This window comes from Bacillus sp. EB106-08-02-XG196, assembly GCF_013396335.1.
Classification (GTDB): domain Bacteria; phylum Bacillota; class Bacilli; order Bacillales; family Cytobacillaceae; genus Neobacillus.
This window is the reverse complement of sequence record NZ_JABWSY010000026.1, coordinates 34680-56103: the sequence shown is the minus strand read 5'-3', so window position 1 is coordinate 56103 and position 21424 is coordinate 34680. Positions and strand designations below refer to the sequence as shown.

Genomic DNA, 21424 nt, shown 5'->3' with positions numbered 1-21424 from the left:
TTACGTTGGCTTAGCTTTTATAAAAAGCTAAAAAATTGTTTGTTGACGTTCTTGTTTGTTTAGTTTTCAAAGAACAAATTCTTTCTTCGCTCGTAAGCGACTTTCATAATATAACACAATTCTTTTCACAGTGTCAACATTATTTTTAAAAAAAGAAAACCGTCACTCGCGAATAACTTTGCATCATTCGTTCGCAGCGACGGTTATTAATATATCAAGTATCTCACAAAAGGTCAATAGTTTTTATTGTTTTTTTACGATAATTTTTTACTCACCTGATAACATCGATGAAATATCCCATGTCCCTTTGTATCAAGACTAACAACATCTATTAATCCTTTTTCAATTAGAAACTCAACCAGAACGGCTAAATCTACAGAATAAGGAATTAACTCTTTTTCATTTTGAATCTCGTTGAAAGTCCAATATTCCTTTGTACTTAGAACCTCTAAAAGATGAGCACAGCCAACTTTCGTTCGAGAGTGAATCATAAACTCACTAGCTAAAAATAATAACTCCAGCCTTTTTTCAATCGCCTCTTCACTATTAACAAGCTCTTCATATAATTTTACAATTTCCGGTTCAATTTGTTTTACCTGCAGCCAAACTGTTAATTCCGGATGAAGACCATTTTCAATCACAGCAAGTCTTGCTAAGTGGTGTAAAGAATGAACAACATAATTATATGCGTCCAGATATTGTTTGTTTTCAAAGAGTGCCTTTCCATCGATATACCGTCTTATCAATTTTGCAAATTCTAAGCCCATTTTTACCTTACGGCCATTAAAAGGAAATTCACGTAATTCTGTTTTTAGATTTTCTATATACTCATTTCGATCAAACAATATCTTTGCATTTTGAAGCCATTCAAATATTTTTCGATTTGTACCTAATAGTAGCCAATCATTTAATTGTCCTTCTGTGACGATGTGCATTGCCGCCTTGCTGTCATTATACGTATAGTGCTTTATTAATAGTGGCTGCTCTCCCTCTTTTACAATAATTAAAAGTATTACATCAAAAGTGTCTGTGGTATGGCTTGATTTATGTCTTTTTTCTACCATCAATACTCCAAGTGTATTGGATTGACTAGCCCGTTCCTGATAAATGGGCCGAAGAATGTCTTTCATTCATCATTCCTCCATAATTTTCGATAAACTATATGTTCGACAGTAATAATAAATCTCCTTCTTATTAAGAAGACAAATTTCGACATTCTTTACCATAACATTTTTTCACGAGTTGTAAATATGGTATAGTTTGTCTAGGAGGGAGTAATTATGGCTAAATATTCAAGTAAAATAAATAAAATCCGTAGTTTTGCATTATCCTTAATCTTTATTGGTTTTATTGTTATGTATGGTGGAATTTATTTTCGTAACTCTCCACTTATTATGACCATTTTCATGCTAATTGGACTTTTATTCATTATTGCTAGTACTGTTGTTTATTTTTGGATTGGGATGTTATCAACTAAAACAATACAAGTAAAATGTCCAACCTGCGGAAAACACACAAAAATGCTTGGAAGAGTAGATATGTGTATGCATTGTCGAGAACCTATAACCCTTGATCCTAACCTTGTAGGTAAAGAGTTCGATGAATCTTACAATAAAAAATCAAAAAAATAAAAAGCCGATTTTCTTAATCGGCTTTTTTTGCTGTATTAATGTACTTCTTTACTCGTACATTCAGGACATGTTCCGTAAACTTCCATTCGATGGTTATTCACTTTAAAGCCTGTAACATGTGAAGCAAGTTGTTCTACTTCATTTAGTCCTGGGTAATGAAAATCAACAATTTTTCCACAGCTCTCACAAATCACATGGTAATGGTGAGATGTTACAAAATCAAAGCGAGCTGAAGCATCACCATATGTTAATTCTTTTACTAAACCTACTTCACGAAATACTCGTAAATTATTGTAAACTGTTGCCACACTCATATTAGGGAATTTCCCTTCTAAGGCTTTATAAATATCATCTGCTGTAGGATGTGACATCGAGTTTATTAAAAATTCAAGTATCGCATGACGTTGTGGAGTTATACGCACTCCCGTTTCCTTCAAAGTTTCCAACGCTTCTTTTAACTGATTCATCGTCATGCACCTCTATTCCAAAAATATTCTTAAATTATAATTGTTATAATTAGTTTACTAAGGAATTAATACTTTTGTCAATATTGTTATATCATAATGAAGTAAATGTTTATTCTTTTTCATTGTGTAACGTTTGCTCGGTAATCCCTAATACATGATTTACAAAACGAGCCGTTACAAATAGCAGGTCAGATAGCCTGTTTAAATATGCCAAAACAAGAGGATTAACATCTTCCCCCAGAGAAACGGCACATCTTTCTGCTCTTCTCGCCGTCGTCCGAGCAACATGAAATGCAGCACCAGCTGAATGTCCTCCAGGCAAGATAAAATTAGTCAAGGCTGGAAGTGATTCATTTAATTCATCAATATGTTTTTCCATTTCCTCAATATCACTAGGATTAAGTGACCACTTTACTTCCTTTCCCTTTGGTGTAGCCAGCTCTGCACCAACATGAAACAGATTTGTTTGTATTTTATGATACACATTCTCTATTAATTCTTTCTTTTGAAAAGATTCACCATTCAAATAACTTAATGCAAGTCCAATCATTGTGTTCGTTTCATCGCAGGTACCATATGCTTCTACCCGCAAGTCATTTTTTGCAACCCTTTGCCCATAAATTAAAGATGTCGTTCCTTTATCACCGGTTTTTGTATAAATCTTCATTATATTTCCCCCATTATCGTTCATATATCTTAATACTAATATATGTACATAACCAATGGTATTAATTTAATAAAAAAAGGGTCGATAATCGACCCAACAAGTTTTATCTGAGGAGGTATGCCCTAATAAAATGATATTCAATCTACAGTTGTTTGCATTGGACAAATGCCTTTTCTATAGAAAATAGGCTATATAGTACTTATAAATTAAAACTATACTCGGACACTGGCATCAACATTCGGAGATGAATGCACTTTAGCAGGTGCTGTTTAATTACTAAACGGTCAAAGAATACGAATCTGATTGTGAAGAAGACGATTTCTAATTCGAGAATGCCGCCCTGCTATGGTAATATTGAAATTAAAGTCTATAGGGGGTTAAATATGGAAGTCATTAAAAAAGGAACGACTATTCAATCATTAGAAGTAGGGATGAGTATTATTGAAGCAATCGCCCAACAGGGCAGTCCGCTAAAATTTTCCGATATTCAAGAGTTAACACAGATTACTAAAAGTAATCTTTATAAATATTTGAATACCTTCACACTATTAGGCATCCTGTATCGTTACAAGGATACGGGAGAATATGTATTGGGGAGCAAGTTGATTGAATATGGGATGGCTGCTGTAGATCAAGAAAATGTTATCGACCGGATTACACCTTTTATGCATGAAATTAACGAGAAGTTTTCGAATACCGTTCTATTTTCAAGCTGGACTCATAATGGTCCTATGATTGTTAAAGAATTGAACAAAAATCGCGGGTTAAATATTGGCGCCCAAATAGGAACCTTACTTCCCTTACGCTCTGCATCAGGCAAAGTGTTCATGGCCTTCATGGATGAGCAAATGATTCGGGAATGGAAAGAGAAAGAAATTATGCAAATTCCTCCAGAAAAGGTAGGTTTGCTTGAAGAGGAATGTAAAACCATAAGAGAGAAAGAAGTTTCCTTCGCAAGGGAACCGTTGGTACCATCGGTGTCATCCGTTTCCATTCCGGTATTAAACTATAAGAAAAAACTTCTTGGGTCCGTTACCGTTGTAGGATTTTCAGAGGTTATTCCTCAAAATGAACATCACGAACTATCTCGTTATTTGATAGATATCAGCAAAGAAATTTCAGGTAGTTTCGGTTATCGATGACATGCGGGGAATTTCCCCGCCTTTTTTTTCATACAAAAAAGGGCTCACTTCTAATTGAAGTAAAGCTCTTTCGTGTTTGCCACAGGAAACTATACTAGATTCTCTTTTACATACTGCAGCGCTTCTTCGACATGCCCTTTTACTTTCACTTTTCGCCATTCTTTCGCTATTTTACCTTCTTTATCAATGACAAAGGTAGATCTTTCAATACCCATATACTCGTTACCAAAATTCTTTTTTAATTTCCAAACCTCATACAATTCAGAAACATGGTGGTCTTCATCAAATAATAGTAAAAAGGGTAAGTTATACTTTTCAATAAACTTTTCATGCTTTGCTATAGGGTCTGGACTGATTCCAATAATCGTGCAATTTAACTGAGCAAAGTCATTGTGAAAATCTCTAAAGTCACATGCTTGAGTGGTACAACCAGGTGTCATATCCTTTGGATAAAAATATAATACAACATTTTCACCATTAAAATCTGATAGTTTTACTTTTTCACCATTAGTAGCTAATAATTCAAAATCAGGTGCTTGCTTCCCTAACTCAACAGTCATGATATACATCTCCCTATGGAAAATATTTCTCCTCCATAGCCTAACCAAACTTCCCCAACAACACAACTATTAAGTTCTTAGTCAATTTTAACTTCTCGGTCCATTAATGCACGGGCAACAAAGGCTGCAGGCAGTGTGTAGCCGATTAAAGCCTCGACAACTGCAACCATTCTGCCCAACCCGTGCGGAACAACATCTCCATTACCAACAGAAAATAATGTCATAGCGCTGAAATAAAAGCTTGTTTCAAACAAGTTATAGTTATTTTCATGGTTTGTTTCTACTAGCAATGACACACCCTTTAATTCGAACAATAAATAGATGAGCCCAAACCCAAGAATAACAGTTAAATAGATGGACCCTAAAAAAAGTGCATTTTCAATCGATACAAACTTCCCTTTTATTGTGTTTGGAATAAACAACGTTCTTATACTCATAAAAATACAGAAGATAACAATTGGTAGTAAGAAATAGAACACCTGCCGCCACCTCAACTTGACCTCATTTAATCTATAACTATGCAGGCTTGGACGATAAAATATCAACAATCCTTGCTAAAGTGGCGGGACCCTAAAATTTTTCAAAAGTAAAACAAATAAAAGTTGATTAAAAAAGTGCTATTATTAGGAAGGAATCCAATTCAAGGAGGAAAAATAATGCAATTTACAAATTCTGAACGTATACATAATGAAGCGTTAGAGCATATTGTTGGCGGCGTAAACAGCCCATCTCGTTCTTACAAAGCTGTAGGCGGCGGTGCCCCAGTGGTGATGGAGCGGGCTCAAGGAGCTTATTTTTATGATGTCGATGGAAACCAATATATCGATTATCTTGCTGCTTACGGACCAATTATCACAGGTCATGCTCACCCTCATATTACAGAAGCGATTAAAAAGGCGGCAGAGAGCGGAGTTCTTTATGGTACTCCAACCCCACATGAGGTAAAGTATGCAAAAATGCTGAAGGAAGCCATGCCCTTTTTAGAAAAGGTTCGATTTGTGAATTCAGGTACTGAAGCTGTCATGACGACGATTCGTGTTGCCCGTGCCTATACAGGAAGAGATAAGATTATCAAGTTTGCTGGATGTTATCATGGTCACTCGGATCTTGTTCTCGTTGCTGCCGGGTCAGGACCAGCTACGCTCGGAACCCCTGATTCTGCTGGTGTTCCAAGGAGTATTGCCCAAGAAGTGATTACGGTTCCATTTAATGATATTGAACCTTTTAAAGAAGCATTAGAAAAATGGGGCGACCAAATTGCAGCTGTTTTAGTGGAACCCATTGTCGGGAACTTTGGAATTGTGGAACCAAAACCTGGGTTTTTACAGCAGGTGAACGATCTTACCCATGCCGCAGGGGCACTTGTTATCTATGATGAAGTCATTACCGCTTTCCGCTTTATGTATGGAGGTGCACAGGACTTATTAGGTATTCAGCCTGATTTAACAGCTCTTGGAAAAATTATAGGCGGAGGTCTGCCAATTGGAGCATATGGTGGACGCAAGGAAATTATGGAAAAAGTGGCACCACTTGGACCTGCCTATCAAGCAGGAACGATGGCAGGAAATCCAGCCTCCATTCTTTCTGGAATCGCATGTCTCGAAGTATTAAAGCAAGAAGGGGTTTATGACTACCTTGATCGTTTAGGGGCAATGCTTGAGGAAGGAATTCTAGAAGCTGCAAAAGAGCACGGTATCCAAATTACGATTAATCGTTTAAAGGGTGCTTTTACCGTTTATTTTACAAATGAAAAAATTGAAAACTATGAGCAAGCAGAAAATACAGACGGTGAAATCTTTGGAAAATTCTTCAAGTTAATGTTAAAACAAGGAATAAACCTTGCGCCATCTAAATATGAAGCCTGGTTCTTAACCATTGCTCATACAGAAGAGGACATTGAAGCTACTATTCATGCAGTAAATAATGCATTTTCTCTACTAAAAGGTGAATAAATATACATTTTTCATGCACTAAAAGAGAGTGGTTAACACTCTCTTTATTTTGTTATCTCCCCTTGAAAACGTTTACATTATCACTTTTCTTTACTTTATAACCATATTTTTTCCTGATTTTTCTATCCACATTTTTGTATATTTATTTGATTTCTGAAAATTCTTATGATAATATTAATTTATTATTCTTAAAACAAATTTTTCTATTGAACCGTGCTTTATATGTCAAAATTTCTCACATTAAAAAGATAAATAGGAGGTGAAGCGGCTTTAGAGGAAATTCCGCTAAAGCCAATTTATATGACAGAAAGATGGAATCCTTCCCTTTTTAAAGATTTTCATAAGCATGAACATGATGCCTGCGGAATTGTAGCTTGTCTTGAAAAGAACAAGCAGCCTACTAGAAAAAACATTTTTGATTGCATAGATGCCCTTGTTACGATGAATCATCGTGCTGGCTTTATAAACGGTGAGGGCGATGGTGTTGGAATACATGTTGATATTCCTAAGGCACTATGGAAAGAAAAGTTACAAAATGCAAATGTAGATCCCTCTCTAGCTGATGCAGATAGCTTTGCTATTGGGCATGTTTTTATCAGCCAAAAAGCCAACTGGGCCTCTACTAAACAAGAATTACTTCAAAAACTAAAAAACTACGATTTAGAAATTATCTTTGAAACAAATCAGGTTACCGACTCTAGTGCTCTTGGCCCAATCGCCATTCAAGAAAATCCAGTTTTCTGGCAGTTTGCATGTATCTCCAAAAAGGCAGGGCAAGAGTTAACCAAGGTATTATTCGATGCAATTATAGATTTTGAAACCAATGAATTTGTTCATGTTGCATCCCTAAGCCAAAATCATGCTGTTTATAAAGTTATGGGTGCCGGAGATATTCTTCCTCGCTACTATATGGATTTAGCTAGTCCCATTGTTGCCTCAACCGTAACACTTGGCCATAACCGCTATTCCACCAATACACTTTCAAGCTTTTTTCGAGTTCAGCCATTTAGTGTTCTTGGACACAATGGAGAAATTAATACCATTGCAAAGCTTCGTGATGAAGCTAGGATGATTGGTGTTCCACTCGTTAAAGATGGAAGTGACTCACAAGATTTAAGCAGGACAATGGAAACATTAATTTGCCGTGAAGGATATACGTTATTCGAGGCAATCGACCTTTTATTCCCGCCAATTATTAATGAAATAAAAGCCTACTCAGAAGATTTACAAGACTTATATACTTATATTCGCGAAGCATGGGGCCATTTTGCCCAGGGTCCTGCTGGCATTATTTCTAGGTATGGGGATGAAGCTGTTTTTAGTGTCGATGCACTTGGTCTACGTCCACTTTGGATGCTGGAAACTGAAACTTCTTATTTATTCTCATCCGAACCAGGCATCATTCCTTCAAGTGAGTATGTCAATGACCCTAAGCCACTAGCTCCTGGTGAAAAAGTCGGCTTTAAGTGGAGCAATAGTAGATTAGAAGTTTACGAGCAGGACAAATTTCAAAGAGAAGTTTATAACCGCTATTCAAATCGCTTGAATCTCCAGGGTTCAAGAGTTCGTTTACAAGCACCTGCTTTAGAAAAAACAATTACGATGAATTATCCAGATAAAATACACAATGGGCAATATAAGGCCTTTGGCTGGGAAAGAGACCACATTCAATTAATCGAGCAAATGGCTGAAAAAGGTGTCGAGCCGATTCGTTCCCTTGGACATGATGCACCACTTGCAGCTCTTAATCCTGAGCGTAAAAACCTTGCAGATTATTTTAAAGAAAGTGTAGCCGTTGTTACGAATCCTGCGATTGACCGCGACCGAGAAACGGAGCATTTTTCAACTCGAGTAATTATTGGGAAACGTCCTGATTTATTTAAAAATGAAAAGACAGAAACTGTTCTAGAGTTAACAACTCCCCTTCTATTAGAAGGAAAAGCAGGTTATAGCTGCTCGGAAGCCATTGGTCAACCTAGCTTCGACCAAGTCATTCAGCATTTCCAAAAAGAAAAGCTGGTTGCATTTATTTCAACAACCTTTAGAAAAGATGAGAATATCGACACTGCTTTAACAAGAATTTCTGAAGAAGCCGTTCAAGCAGCCGTTTCTGGAAAGAGTTTAATCGTTCTTGACGATGCGAACGCACATCAGGAGGATTTTTATTGGATTGATCCACATTTAGTTACATCTGCTATTGATCAGGCATTGGTAAAGGCAGAAGTAAGAAGAAATTGTTCTATCGTGCTGCGCTCTGCGTCCATTCGTTCGCTGCACGACATGATAACGGTTTTTGGATTAGGTGCAGATTTAATCAGCCCCTATTACATGTTCATGACAGTGCTGGATGAATCCAATAAACCTTTAATTAACCTTTATAATGCATTATCTAAGGGGCTTGAAAAAGTAATTTCAACCATTGGTATTCACGAATTACGCGGCTATGGCAGACTGTTCTCAAGTATTGGTCTACACGAAGAGATTGCAAATGTATTAAATATCGTTAACTTCTTCGGCTCTGCTGATATCGAGAATAATTATGAAGCAATGAAGAATGATGCTTTTCAAAGAGCTGAGGATTATCATAATGAGAAGGAAAGAGTCGGAAAAACCTTCCACCTTTTCCCACGTATTTGGAAGGCTATTGGTGAAGTTGCAGCAACAGGTGATTATAGTGCTTACCGCGATAAAATTAGTGAACAAGAAGAGCAGAATCCAACAACGATTCGCCATTTAGTTCAATTAAAGAAGAGCAATCAAGCCATTTCTCCAACGGACGTTGATATTACAGTCGGCGAGCATGATTTGCCGTTTATTATTTCTTCCATGTCGTTTGGCTCACAAAATGAGACTGCCTTTAGAGCTTACGCTGAAGGTGCTGACCGTCTAAACATGGTCAGTCTAAATGGTGAGGGCGGAGAAATCAAGGATATGCTTGGTAAATATCCAAAAACAAGAGGACAGCAGATTGCCTCTGGACGATTTGGAGTCAACGCTGAGCTTTTAAACTCTTCTAATCTATTAGAAATTAAAATTGGGCAGGGTGCAAAGCCAGGTGAAGGCGGGCACTTACCTGGTTCAAAGGTAACAGCTAAGGTTGCTGCTGCACGTAACGCTACACTCGGATCAGATTTAATTTCACCATCAAACAACCATGATATCTATTCAATAGAAGATTTAGCCCAAATGATCCTAGAATTAAAAACAGGTAATGACCAAGCGAGAATTGCAGTAAAAGTACCTGTTGTCCCAAATATCGGTACCATAGCTGTTGGTATTGCGAAAGCAGGTGCTGATATCATCACCTTAAGCGGATTTGACGGTGGTACAGGTGCTGCCAGAATCCATGCGCTTCAGCACGTTGGACTTCCTGTCGAAATCGGTGTAAAAGCAGCCCATAATGCCCTGCTTGAAAGCGGACTTCGTAATAAAGTAGAAATTTGGGCAGATGGCGGTATGAAGAGTGCCATGGACGTCATGAAGGTTATGCTCCTTGGTGCAAACCGCGTTGGTTTTGGAACTCTTTCCATGCTGGCAATCGGCTGTACCACTTGCCGTGGATGTCATTTAGATACTTGTCACGTTGGTATTGCTACCCAAATTGAATCTGAAGTTCAAGCTAAGGAACATGGACTTCGCCGCTTTGTTCCACGTCAGTTGGACTTAGCTGTGAATGGAATCATGAATCTATTTTCATCCTTTGGAAGTGAATTAAAAGCACTTGCTGCCTCTGTTGGGATTACAAACTTGCAGGATGCAGTTGGACGGTCTGATTTATTAGAACAGGTGAAAGGAAAGAATCAGCTTAGCCTGTCTTATCTACTTAAACCGCTAGAAATTAGCCAATTCTCAAAATCAGAAGAAACAAAGGCTATCCAAGAAGTCCAAATGCAAGTGGCAGTTGGTGCCGAGTATTTAGACGCAAGTGTTGACCAATTACATTCTTCTCGTGAATTTGACAGTGTTACTTCTGAACAACGCGTCTTAGGAAGCAGAGTTTCATGTCACCGTGTTCGCGGAAGACTTGATGGTTCATACCAGCAGCTCCCTCCTGTTCAGCTTAAGTACAAGAATGGTTCCATTCCTGGAAACGGCTTAGGAGCTTATAATAGCGGCGGAATTGAAATCACTGTTAACGGCGGCGGTCAAGATGGTGTTGGAAAAACATCTTTTGGCGGCAATATCTTTATCCTTAAATCAAAAGGAAAAAATGGAAACTATTACAACGGTTCTGTCGGAAAAGGTTTTGGATATGGCGCACAAAAAGGTCTGTTAGTCGCTCAAGGTAATGCTGATGCTCGTGCAGGTATTCGTCTCTCAGGTGCAGATTTGATTATTGGCGGCTCTGTTAAGCAGCCACTTCCTGAAAATGAAGCTGGAAATATTGGAGCCAATGCAAATATTAAAGGCTTTGCATTTGAATACATGACAAACGGCCGCGGCTTAGTGTTAGGAGATCCAGGTCCATGGATTTGTGCCGGAATGACTGGTGGAGTCGTTTATGTTCGCCAACAGCCTGAGGTTGGTTTAACAGCCCAAGCAATTATGAGAAGGATTGCGAAAGGTGCTAAGGTTTCAGTCATGAGCTTAACCGAAAATGGAAAAAAAGATGTAAATGAGCTTCTTGGAAAATATACCGAAGTACTTGCTAATGATGGTCAGACAGAAGAAGCTAATCAGCTTCGAGCACTTCTTTCTAACCCTGAAGATCACTTTATTCAAATTGTTCCAGTAAAAGAACAAGCTGACCCTGCTGTATCTACAGAATGATATAAAAAGAACGTTCGCTTTTTACAGCGGACGTTCTTTTTTGTGGTTTGAAAAATATCTTAACTATTACTTGATAAATTCATATAATATCTCTTGATTAAATGTTTTAATCCATGTATAGTACGTAAATGTTCATTATGAAGTAAACTAAGTACACACCACTTAAATTTGAAAGGAAATTATATAGAATGAAGTTAGGTGCCCGCATCTTTAAAACGGGAATTGCAATTGTTTTATCCCTTTATTTAGCACAGCTGCTACACTCACCCACTCCTGTATTGGCAGGTATTGCTGCAATCTTTGCGATTCAGCCAACCATTTATCGTTCTTATTTAACGATTGTTGAACAAATACAAGGAAATTTCATTGGGGCAATTCTTGCAGTCATTTTTGTCCTTCTACTAGGAAATCACATTATCATCATTGGTTTAGCCGCTGTAATTGTAATTATTATCAACCTTAAATTAAAAATTGAAAATACTATTGGACTTTCTCTTGTTACGCTAGTTTCAATTATGGAAACCCCTGGCACTGACTTTATTCCGTTTGCCGGAATCCGATTCTCAACGATTATGATTGGTGTCTTTTCCGCGTTCGTAGTAAACCTTGTCTTCCTGCCGCCAAAATATGAAAATAAACTTTATTTTAAGATTTCAGGAACAACAGAGGAAATTATTCGCTGGATACGATTAAGTACTCGGCATGACTTCGACCACAATTTGTTGAAAGCTGATATTGAAAAATTAAAAGATAATTTGATAAAAATGAGTCAGTTTTATTTAATGTATAAAGAAGAAAGAAGCTATTTCAAAAAAACTAGTTTTGAGAAATCTAGAAAACTGGTGATTTTCAGGCAAATGACTTCCGCTGCCAAAAGAGCACTTGATACATTAAAGAAGCTCCATAGATTTGAAAATGAAATGCTTCATCTTCCTGAGGACTTTCAACAGTCCATACAGGAACAGCTCGACAGCGTCATTTACCATCATGAGCAGTTAATGCTCCGGTTTATTGGCAAAGTGCCAACACCCTTGGATAGTGAAACGAATACCTGTATTAATAAAAAGGAACTATTTGAGTTATTCTTGACTCATCAAAAGCTCTACAGTGATCAAGACGACCCGCATTTATATCATACCATGCAGATAATCTCTTCCATCATTGATTACGGGGAGCAGGTCGAACATCTTGATACTTTGATAACAAGCTTTCATTCCTTTCATCACAATGAGGTATCCATTGAACAGAAGGAGATCGAATAACAAAAAAACTTACCGGAGTTTGGTAAGTTTTTTTGCTTATACATATTCAGGTAGAGCTCCCGTTTATTAAAGAAGCCTGCTCTTTTAAATCCATCATTCCATTATAACCTCAATGTCATCGGCTGTAGGTTCTTCATTTGTGTATGCAATCCAATACATATATTGCTTAGAAAAATCATCTGTGAAATGTTCTACGTATCTTTTTTTACTGACTCTCCTAATACTTTTATTTCTTTTATTTTTGTATTATTCAATCGCATATGAATCGTAACAGAAGGCCCATCATCTCTTCCAAAGATTAAAGCCGTATCAATTGACATGGTACGGTCATCTGGACCTGCCTACCATTTAGTTCAATAACATCAAAAGTTTCTTGGAAATTAAGTCGAAGGATTCAAGGAATTTTTTTACTTCATTTGGCGAATAGTTCTGGCTGGATACTTCAAAATTCACATTATAGTTTAAAATATGTTAGTCAAGGCCACAAACAAACGATGTCCCTAATGTTCACTATTACGCTGATATTGTGCCCTTATGTGTTTTCGTTCCCATTGGGATTACTGCGATGCTAAGAGTAAGGACTGTTTCATCCAGAAAATAAAATAGGGCCAATCATTCGATTAGCCCTATCTGAAAAAATTTATTTAGAATTCTGCTTAATTAGTTTTTTATTCCCTTTGTTCAGTATGTTTTCATAGTTGATGTATTCGTAAATGTCATCCGCAATGCTTTTGCTGAATTTCGCTAATTCTTCGATTGTTAATTCTTCAATGGCTTTCTTTTGATCCTCGCAATAAATGATGATTTTGCCGACGATCTCGTGGGCATCCCTAAAGGGTGTCCCTTTGCCTACTAAGTAATCGGCGACTTCAGTGGCATTTAAAAATCCTGCTTTTATGGCAGCCTTCATGTTTTCTTCCTTTACATGCAGGGTATCAATCATTTTTGCCATGATTTCTAGGCAATCCATCACTGTATCAAGTGCATCGAAAAACTGTTCTTTATCTTCCTGCATATCTTTGTTATAGGTGAGCGGCAATCCCTTCAATGTCGTCAGTAGTGAGAAAAGTGAGCCATATACTCTGCCTGTTTTCCCTCTGATTAATTCAGCAGCATCCGGATTTTTCTTTTGAGGCATGATGCTGCTGCCAGTTGAATAGGCATCATCCATTTCGATGAATTTGAATTCTTGGCTGCTCCAAAGAATTAGCTCTTCACTTAATCGGCTCAAGTGCATCATAATGATCGAAAAGCTGGACATAAGCTCAAGTAAGTAATCACGATCACTTACTCCATCTAAAAAGTTATCTACTGGTTTAGAAAAACCTAATAGGTTAGTCGTTATTCCCCGGTCGATATTATGTGTCGTCCCTGCCAATGCACCACATCCAAGTGGGTTTTCATCTAAAATTTCAATGGCATTCTCGATCCTCTTTTTGTCACGGCTAAACATTTGAGCGTACGCACCAAGATGGTGACTGAATGTAACGACTTGCGCACGCTGCAAATGGGTGTACCCAGGCATAATGACATTATTATTTGCAGCCTTCTCATTTAATGAATGAATAAGCTGCTGTAAAGAAATGAGTACTTCTTGAGCTGTATTTTTTGCGTAAAGTCTCATGTCAACGGCGACTTGGTCATTCCGGCTTCTTGCAGTATGAAGCTTTTTCCCTGTCTCACCAATTCTTTGCGTCAAATTCATTTCCACAAAAGAATGGATATCTTCATATTCCCCTTCCACTTTCAATAATCCTAACTCGATATCTTTTAAAATCGATTTAAGCCCGTTAATTAGTAAATTTCCTTCAGACACAGTCAATAATTCACATTTTATAAGCATGGATACATGTGCAATGCTTCCAGTTATATCCTCATGATATAATCGATGGTCTACGGGTAGAGAAGTATTGAATTTCTCCATGATTTCATCTTCCCGTTTAGTGAACCGTCCGCCCCAAAGTTTCACTTACACTTCAACCTCTTTTCTATTCTTTATTTCTTGAATTCTTGATAATATAAAGACCACTGCAATGAGCAGAACTAACGTCAAGATTAACGTGTAGGCACTTCCTGTAATTCCAGCTACAATAAAACCAATGAATGCAATTGTTGCATTAAGGAATGCGTATGGCAACTGCGTTTTCACATGATCGATATGATCTGCGCCAGCCCCTGTAGACGATAGAATGGTTGTATCGGATATGGGAGAACAGTGATCCCCGAAGATTCCACCAGATAGTACAGCCCCAATACAAACTAACAAATGTGCATCAAGTCCAATTGCCATTGGAATGGCAATTGGGAGCATAATTGCAAATGTTCCCCAAGACGTTCCGGATGCAAGAGATATCACAACTCCAACAAGAAATAAGATAGCAGGGATGATGTAAGCTGGAACGTTTCCTTTCATGATTTCGACGATGAAGGAAGCTGTACCCATTTCTTTTATTACTTTACCAAGCGACCATGCTAGAACGAGGGTGACTGCAACGTAAACCATTTTCTGCATTCCCGTTGTATAAATGTCAAAGATTTCACTGAATTTTTTCACTTTATAGATAAGCATTAATACGACAATCGACACAGCCGCGAATAAATATGCTGCGCTTAAAGAAACCCTGAAGTCGTTTCCTGGCACAGGCTTGAACGGGAAGCCGAACGAGATTAATAATCCAAATAACGTAATGAATAATACCAATAACGGAAGCCAAATTAATACTGCTCTTCCACCTTTGGAACCTTCCTCCACATTTTCAGCTCTTCTAAGCGGCTTAGACTCCGGCCAATACAGTTCTCCTGTTTGTTGGATCCTTCTTTCCGCTCTCGCCATCGGTCCAAAATCTAATTTAAATAGCGCAACAAGTGGTACCATAGAAACGGCTAATATCGCATAAAACTGAAATGGAATTACTTGAATAAGTGTAGTAAATTCAGAAGTAGTGATTTTTAGCGCATCGAATTCTGTTTTAATAAGCCCCATGATGTATACGCCCCATCCGATAAAAGGGATTAAAACGGCAACAGGGGATGAAGTAGAATCGATAATCCAGGCGAGCTTTTCACGTGATACCTTTGCTTTATCAAATATCTTTTCAAAAACGGGTCCGACGATTAGAGGTGTACCTAAATCGGAGAAGAAAATAATGATTCCGCCAATCCATGCGGAAATTTGTGTTTTTGTTTTGGTGTTAATGTACTTTGTAACGCTAGAGGCAAGTGCGGTTCCACCACCTGATTTCTCCATTAATGCTACAAATCCACCAATGAAGAATAGTAAAACTAATACTGCAGCATTGTATCCATCTGCTACTAAAGGAAAAAAGTAATTTCCGATTGTTTCCATTGTTGCATCAATAGGATGCCCTCCCATAAGAATGAGTACTCCAATATACGCACCGGAGAATAGGGAAACGATAACATTTTTTGTAACGATTGCGAGAATGACTGCAATGATTGGTGGAATTAATGACACCCAACCTAAATGATCCATAAAAAATCTCCCCTTAACCTTATTAAATAAAAGGGTAAATATTTAGAATTTACCCTAAATTGATTATATTTAACGTCCTTATTAATTGCAATCACTTTTTTATCGTTCCTAGGTTTTGTTTTTTTTATAAAAAAACTGTTGAGTAATATTCTCAACAGTTTCTAATATCTTTATTAGATTAATATATCAATTTATATATGCGTCTTGGTCTTCCTCTTGTTGGATATGGTTCCAAACCGATGCAATCAGCTAACCCAGCATCACATAGGTTTTCAATTAAACGTCTTGTATTTCTTTCATCTTTAGAAAGTTGAATGGAAATATCTTTGACAGTAAAATCCTTTACTCCTGACTTTTTTATGAAAGCAAATATTTCGATATAATGTTTTATGTTAATTTTTGCTTTTTTGAGTTTATTCCTGAAGTTTTTATCGTTAAAGTATGGAAAATCAATCGTTTCAGTATTTTCACTTTCTGCTTCAACGATTTCGCCATTTTCCTGAACAATGATTATGGAACCAACTCTTTCCTTGGATTGAATTAGCGCATTGTTTGCATTTAATTCAGCAGAGAAAACCGTTTCGCCATAACCGATTCCAACACCCACTTTTAATCCAGATTCTAATATAAGTTTGTTTACTGTTTCTTCAATTTTTTGAATTTCTCTTTCACTGTCACCGCGTGAGCTAAAAATTAAGTATCGTCCAAGTCCTTTTTCAATAAGTGAACCATTTAAGTGTTCACTTAAATGGAGTAATATTTCTTTCAACTTCAATTCCATAGACTGCAGTTGATAAGTTTGTTTTGAACCTTTGAAATGACTTTCTAAATTAACCATTTCAAATACTTGGACGGCTACTTGGGAGTCCCTAAAGTAGAAAGTCTTTATTTTTTCAGAAAGAATATTTAAAGTATGCATGATTTCGATATCACTTGTTGAGATCCTAAATGAAGGGATACCCATTTTTTTTAGCTGTAAATATACTTCTTCATAGCAAGTGATGGCTCCTTTCGTTTCACCATTTTTCCAATAGTGGTGATGAAAACGGATTAATTCTTTTGTTGAAGTATCCTCAGAAAAGGTTTTGAGAAATATATTTTCAGGCTTTATAGACAATTGGTTAAAAGCCGTCTCCAAATGGCTTTTGGATATCTCGTCTATACTAAAATGATCAAAACAAGAACTTGTTTGGTACTCAAACTCTATCAATCCTTTGAAAATACCGGCTTCAGTATGATCGATAAAAATAAGGTGTTCTTTATTTTTAACCTCTTTGCATGCTATATTATAGGATATTCTTCCAGAGAAAATCCAAAAATCAACCTTGTTATGATTATTCTTTATTAGATCTTCTGTTTCTCTAACTTTTTCATATGGATATGTTAGAAAAATCACATCTAAATGTAAGCCTTGTCCAATATGCAATATTCTCTCTACAGTGGATTGTGGACCAACGACCCCCACTCTAAGCATGTACAAAGCACTCCTTTATAAGAACTTATAACCATGATTCAGTCTTAATCATACACATTATTGTGAAAATTTTTAAGTATAATTCGTGAATTAGATTCAAATTACTTAGATTTATAGAAGCTCTGCCCGGAAATAGGACTGATTTTTTTAACCACTCTTAAACCGAACAATACTCTCAAAAAGTTAACTCTTCGAATAATAAAGTGATAGGAAATCAAAATTATGGTAAATGCTATTGGTACTAAAAATATAACTTTACCAGGTACGATGCTTCGCTTGTATATTTTAATGCCGCATTCGAGAAGTTAAAGTATTTGTCACCTAGAAATAGGATAAAGAAGAGTGTGTTCCATACGAGAATTACCCGAAGAATCATAAATATAGCCCAATTTAACGAGACATTCATCGGAAACCCAATATACATAGCCCAGAATATATATGCGGCTGTACTAAGTACACTTAATACTCCAGCTAAGACACCTACTCTGCGAACAAATTCCCTCAAGAATACCCTAAAGGGATAGGCATTAGTAGGTAATGAAAGTATCCAAAAACTTTCCGTCCCGCATTATTTCTCATCTTCAGGAAAAAAGGAAGTGTGATAATCGAAAAAAGTAATAACTCCAATAGATACCAAAGATGATGTCCGAAAAATTCAAGTTACCTGTTCCACCCATTTCTAAATATAATCCATCAAATAATGAGGAAAGAATTGTAGTAATGAACATTCAAATTGATTGTTCGTTATTCTTTCAATATACACTTGAGGCGGTGACAATAGAAAGATTCCTAGAAGTAAAGGCAGTCCTAGTCGTAAAAGCCTTTCTTTCATAAAACTTTGAGCCTTTCTTTTTTTAAGAGCGTGAAATGTAGCAATTCCTGAGATTACAAAAAATATAGGCATTATCCAATTTCCCACTGAAAGAGAAAAAATCTCTATATATGTTTTATTTATAATGTCGTTTTTAATATGCCCATCAAATGAATTAAAGAACATTGAACAATGATAAAGGAACACCATAAACGTAGCCAATACCTTTATCCAGTCTAAATCGTAATGTCTTGCAAATTGATTACCATTTTCCATAAATTCTCCCCTTTGAGACAATTATACAACGAACTGAGTATAATCATAAACATTCAGCAATATGAACGATTTCATTAATAACACAGTCAACTTCCTCGTTGTCCTTAATTATTAGTGAAAAAGCGACTGCTCTATTAAACAACCGCAATTCATTAGCAAAATTAGAAAAATTGTTACTCTAGATACTCATTAGTTAAAGTAGGGTTTAAGTACCTAGCCATTCCTGAAACGCAAAGACATTACTAGCTTCGAATACTTGCTTTATAATCTCAATTGTATGTTTTGTCCAACCGACAGAATCATATATTTCTTGCATCTCATCCAGATTTGCCATAGAAAAATCATTATGTATTTTTAAATTTATACTAACCCTCCCTTTCTATCTCTATACGTTAAACCATTCTGCTACTTTTAGCTAAATGAGAAAAAGCCGCCAAAGACGGGCAGCTGGTCTTAATAACTTAAGTATTGATATATCGAGTATTTTTTTGTAAATAATAAGTTTGTTGAAGAGTAAATTGAGGAGGAATTATATGCAACCGGATCAACAAGTTAAAGAGAATTTGGGTACTTTTATGAAGCCAGAATTTGCCGGCACTGATGCACAAAAAGTAAAACAAGAAATTCAAAAAGATGTAAGCGAAGGACAAGGTGCAATGACTTCCCGAGAGGCTGGAGCAATGCGCGATTAAAAAATCACTTGTGGTTGAAGATACATAGGGACAATTAGTTAAAAAATAAACCGGAAGTTATTTCTAGTTTCTTCTATGTTATAACAAAGGTATGTTCTCATCACTATATCTAATCATAATATACGTTTTGCGAAAAAGAATATCTTAGCTTTACTTCGCCAAGATATTGAGGTTTGCATAACCGGTTATGATAGGTTCTAGAAAGACGATTCGGAGATTCCTGCAGGAATAATATCAAGTTATTGGATGTAAGCAATGGACTTATTATGAGTGACCGCTCTTTCTTCTATTTTAAATTCAAGGGCTCTCATCTTCCAATTTTACAAGTAAAGCAATAAAAACGGGATTTGGTCCACTTTCGTATCCTTGACACAAATCATAAAAAATGACGTATGCGAATTCATACGTCATTTCCTTCTGCTCTTTTCTATGCCTGCAGCGGTGTTTTTTCTTTATGCTGTTCAAGCTGCTGCACTTGGAATAATTTATAATAATTGCCCTGTTTAGCCATTAATTCATCATGTTTGCCCACTTCGACAATTTTCCCGTGTTCGATTAAGACAATGCGATCAGCGTGGGTGATGGTGGATAAACGGTGGGCTACAACAAATGTCGTCCGATCCTTTGCCAGCTTATCAAGTGCTTCTTGGATGAGGTGTTCACTCTCTAAATCAAGAGCTGAAGTTGCCTCATCTAATATCAAAATCGGCGGGTTTCTTAAAAATACGCGGGCGATGGCAACTCTTTGCTTTTGACCGCCTGAAAGCTTAACGCCTCTTTCGCCGACCTTTGTGTCATACCCATTTGCTAGATTCACGATAAAATCATGCGCATTGGCAGCTTTGGCAGCTTCATAAACCTCTTCATCCGTTGCGCAAGGTCTACCCAATAAGATATTGTTCTTTACAGACTCACTAAATAAGATATTGTCTTGAAAAACTACGCCAATTTTGTCCCGTAAGGACTGAACATTGAAATGACGGATATCTACACCATCTAAGAGAATTTTCCCTTCCGTGACATCGTAGAAACGAGGAATCAGGCTGACAAGTGTCGACTTGCCTCCACCGCTCATCCCAACGAGGGCAATCGTCTCACCTTTTTTCACATCAAGGTTGATATTCTTCAGAATCATTTCCTCTGATTCATTGTATGTAAATTGAACATGATCAAACCTAATGTCCCCCTTCACATCCTTACACTCAACCGCATTGGGAGCATCGACAATATCATATTTTACATCAAGGAACTCAAATACCCGGTCCATCGAGGCGAATGACTGTGTCAGGGTTGTGGAAGAATTAACAAGCCTTCTTAACGGATTATACAATTTATCAATATAAGCAAAAAACGCAATCATTGTGCCTAGCGTCAAACTTCCCTGGATAACCAGGTAAGCTGAGTAGCCGATTACCAGTAGCGGTGCAATATCAGTAATCGTATTAACAGCCGCAAATGCCTTTGCATTCCAGCTTGTGTGCTCTAATGCCTTATCTAAAAAGTTCTTATTTTGCTTGTCAAACTGTTTTTGTTCAAACTCTTCAATCGCAAAGCTTTTAATCACTGGCATCCCTTGAACCCGTTCATGTAAATAACTTTGTACCTCTGCAAGTGCTTGGGAGCGCGATCGGGTAAGCTTACGAAGATTACCAAAAAAATATTTTATAGAAATAGCATATAGCGGGAACAGCAATATCGATACAAATGTAAGACTCACATTCATATAAAACATAATAATGATTGCAATAATAATCGTTGCGATATCTAGCCAAAGATTCATAAGACCAGTAATAACAAATGTTTTCGTCTGCTCAACATCATTAATAACGCGTGAAATAACTTCTCCTGACCGTGTATTGGCATAATACTTAAAGCTGAGTTTCTGGATATGTGTATACATCCGATCACGGATATCGTATAGAATTTTACTTGAAGTCCATTGCGCGAAATATTGACGATAATACTCAATCGGCGGCCTTACGACGACAAAAACAACAATCATAATTCCCATTATGATTAGTAATTTATTTAATTTCTCATCATTTGTTAGACCACTTGCCCCAATAATATCATCCACTACATACTTAATGAGCATGGGTATCATAAGCGGGATGGCGAATTTTAAAACCCCGATAATAATCGTCCCTATAATTTGAAGGCGATATGGCTTAACAAATTCGAGATATCTGCGAACACTGCTCAAGATTGGCCCCTCTTTCCTGCTGTC

The 21424-nt window shown here is 37.0% G+C and carries 17 protein-coding genes; 6 read left to right on the top strand and 11 right to left on the bottom strand.

Annotated features, from left to right (window positions below):
• Nucleotides 1-254: 254 nt before the first annotated feature.
• Nucleotides 255-1130, bottom strand: a complete 876-nt coding sequence (locus tag MLOOGBEN_RS27520) for a nucleotidyltransferase-like protein (protein WP_179161441.1) — start codon at nt 1128-1130, stop codon at nt 255-257.
• A 147-nt stretch (nt 1131-1277) separates the two neighbouring features.
• Here MLOOGBEN_RS27520 and MLOOGBEN_RS27515 point away from each other — a divergent pair, with 147 nt between their 5' ends.
• Complete coding sequence (locus MLOOGBEN_RS27515) at nt 1278-1631, top strand: YgzB family protein (RefSeq protein WP_179161446.1); 354 nt, start codon at nt 1278-1280, stop codon at nt 1629-1631.
• A gap of 35 nt (nt 1632-1666) precedes the next feature.
• On the opposite strand, the gene perR is transcribed toward MLOOGBEN_RS27515, so the two are convergent.
• Together perR and MLOOGBEN_RS27505 are read right to left on the bottom strand one after the other, a co-directional pair.
• Nucleotides 1667-2104: a peroxide-responsive transcriptional repressor PerR gene (perR, locus tag MLOOGBEN_RS27510; protein ID WP_179161440.1), complete on the bottom strand. Its 438-nt coding sequence runs from the start codon at nt 2102-2104 to the stop codon at nt 1667-1669.
• 103 nt (nt 2105-2207) lie between these two features.
• On the bottom strand, nt 2208-2765 hold the full coding sequence (locus tag MLOOGBEN_RS27505) for a cob(I)yrinic acid a,c-diamide adenosyltransferase (protein ID WP_179161439.1): 558 nt from the start codon (nt 2763-2765) through the stop codon (nt 2208-2210).
• Nucleotides 2766-3148: 383 nt separating this feature from the next.
• Between MLOOGBEN_RS27505 and MLOOGBEN_RS27500 the strand changes: the two genes are divergently transcribed.
• The gene (locus MLOOGBEN_RS27500; protein ID WP_179161438.1) at nt 3149-3907 is read left to right on the top strand and encodes an IclR family transcriptional regulator; all 759 of its coding nucleotides are present in this window, start codon (nt 3149-3151) and stop codon (nt 3905-3907) included.
• A gap of 89 nt (nt 3908-3996) precedes the next feature.
• On the opposite strand, the gene bcp is transcribed toward MLOOGBEN_RS27500, so the two are convergent.
• Both bcp and MLOOGBEN_RS27490 read right to left on the bottom strand, forming a co-directional pair.
• Complete coding sequence (gene bcp / locus MLOOGBEN_RS27495; RefSeq protein ID WP_179161437.1) at nt 3997-4467, bottom strand: thioredoxin-dependent thiol peroxidase; 471 nt, start codon at nt 4465-4467, stop codon at nt 3997-3999.
• Nucleotides 4468-4544: 77 nt separating this feature from the next.
• Nucleotides 4545-4946 carry an ion channel gene (locus MLOOGBEN_RS27490; RefSeq protein ID WP_368737832.1) on the bottom strand — a complete coding sequence of 134 codons (402 nt, stop codon included), beginning with the start codon at nt 4944-4946 and terminating at the stop codon, nt 4545-4547.
• A gap of 177 nt (nt 4947-5123) precedes the next feature.
• Between MLOOGBEN_RS27490 and MLOOGBEN_RS27485 the strand changes: the two genes are divergently transcribed.
• From MLOOGBEN_RS27485 to MLOOGBEN_RS27475, 3 genes are all read left to right on the top strand, one after another.
• A complete protein-coding gene (locus MLOOGBEN_RS27485; protein WP_179161436.1) occupies nt 5124-6419 on the top strand; it encodes a glutamate-1-semialdehyde 2,1-aminomutase in 1296 nt (431 codons plus the stop codon).
• 300 nt (nt 6420-6719) lie between these two features.
• Nucleotides 6720-11189: a glutamate synthase-related protein gene (locus MLOOGBEN_RS27480; protein WP_179161435.1), complete on the top strand. Its 4470-nt coding sequence runs from the start codon at nt 6720-6722 to the stop codon at nt 11187-11189.
• A gap of 188 nt (nt 11190-11377) precedes the next feature.
• Nucleotides 11378-12451: an FUSC family protein gene (locus MLOOGBEN_RS27475; protein ID WP_179161434.1), complete on the top strand. Its 1074-nt coding sequence runs from the start codon at nt 11378-11380 to the stop codon at nt 12449-12451.
• 191 nt (nt 12452-12642) lie between these two features.
• Here the strand turns inward: MLOOGBEN_RS27475 and MLOOGBEN_RS29525 are convergent, their stop codons facing one another.
• The 5 genes from MLOOGBEN_RS29525 to MLOOGBEN_RS27455 form a co-directional block, all read right to left on the bottom strand.
• Complete coding sequence (locus tag MLOOGBEN_RS29525) at nt 12643-12771, bottom strand: hypothetical protein (protein ID WP_256989295.1); 129 nt, start codon at nt 12769-12771, stop codon at nt 12643-12645.
• A 320-nt stretch (nt 12772-13091) separates the two neighbouring features.
• Nucleotides 13092-14420, bottom strand: a complete 1329-nt coding sequence (gene argH / locus MLOOGBEN_RS27470; RefSeq protein ID WP_179161433.1) for an argininosuccinate lyase — start codon at nt 14418-14420, stop codon at nt 13092-13094.
• Entirely contained in the window at nt 14421-15944 is a 1524-nt protein-coding gene (locus MLOOGBEN_RS27465) for a Na+/H+ antiporter NhaC family protein (protein ID WP_179161432.1), read from the bottom strand. It abuts the gene before it with no gap.
• A 178-nt stretch (nt 15945-16122) separates the two neighbouring features.
• A complete protein-coding gene (locus MLOOGBEN_RS27460) occupies nt 16123-17409 on the bottom strand; it encodes a hypothetical protein (RefSeq protein ID WP_218781355.1) in 1287 nt (428 codons plus the stop codon).
• Between the two features lie 688 nt (nt 17410-18097).
• Nucleotides 18098-18505 carry an acyltransferase family protein gene (locus tag MLOOGBEN_RS27455; RefSeq protein WP_179161430.1) on the bottom strand — a complete coding sequence of 136 codons (408 nt, stop codon included), beginning with the start codon at nt 18503-18505 and terminating at the stop codon, nt 18098-18100.
• Nucleotides 18506-19038: 533 nt separating this feature from the next.
• Here MLOOGBEN_RS27455 and MLOOGBEN_RS27450 point away from each other — a divergent pair.
• Nucleotides 19039-19197 (top strand): hypothetical protein, encoded by a 159-nt coding sequence (locus tag MLOOGBEN_RS27450; RefSeq protein WP_179161429.1) that lies wholly within the window; start codon nt 19039-19041, stop codon nt 19195-19197.
• A 427-nt stretch (nt 19198-19624) separates the two neighbouring features.
• Here the strand turns inward: MLOOGBEN_RS27450 and MLOOGBEN_RS27445 are convergent, their stop codons facing one another.
• Nucleotides 19625-21400, bottom strand: a complete 1776-nt coding sequence (locus tag MLOOGBEN_RS27445; protein ID WP_179161428.1) for an ABC transporter ATP-binding protein — start codon at nt 21398-21400, stop codon at nt 19625-19627.
• Nucleotides 21401-21424 lie beyond the last annotated feature (24 nt).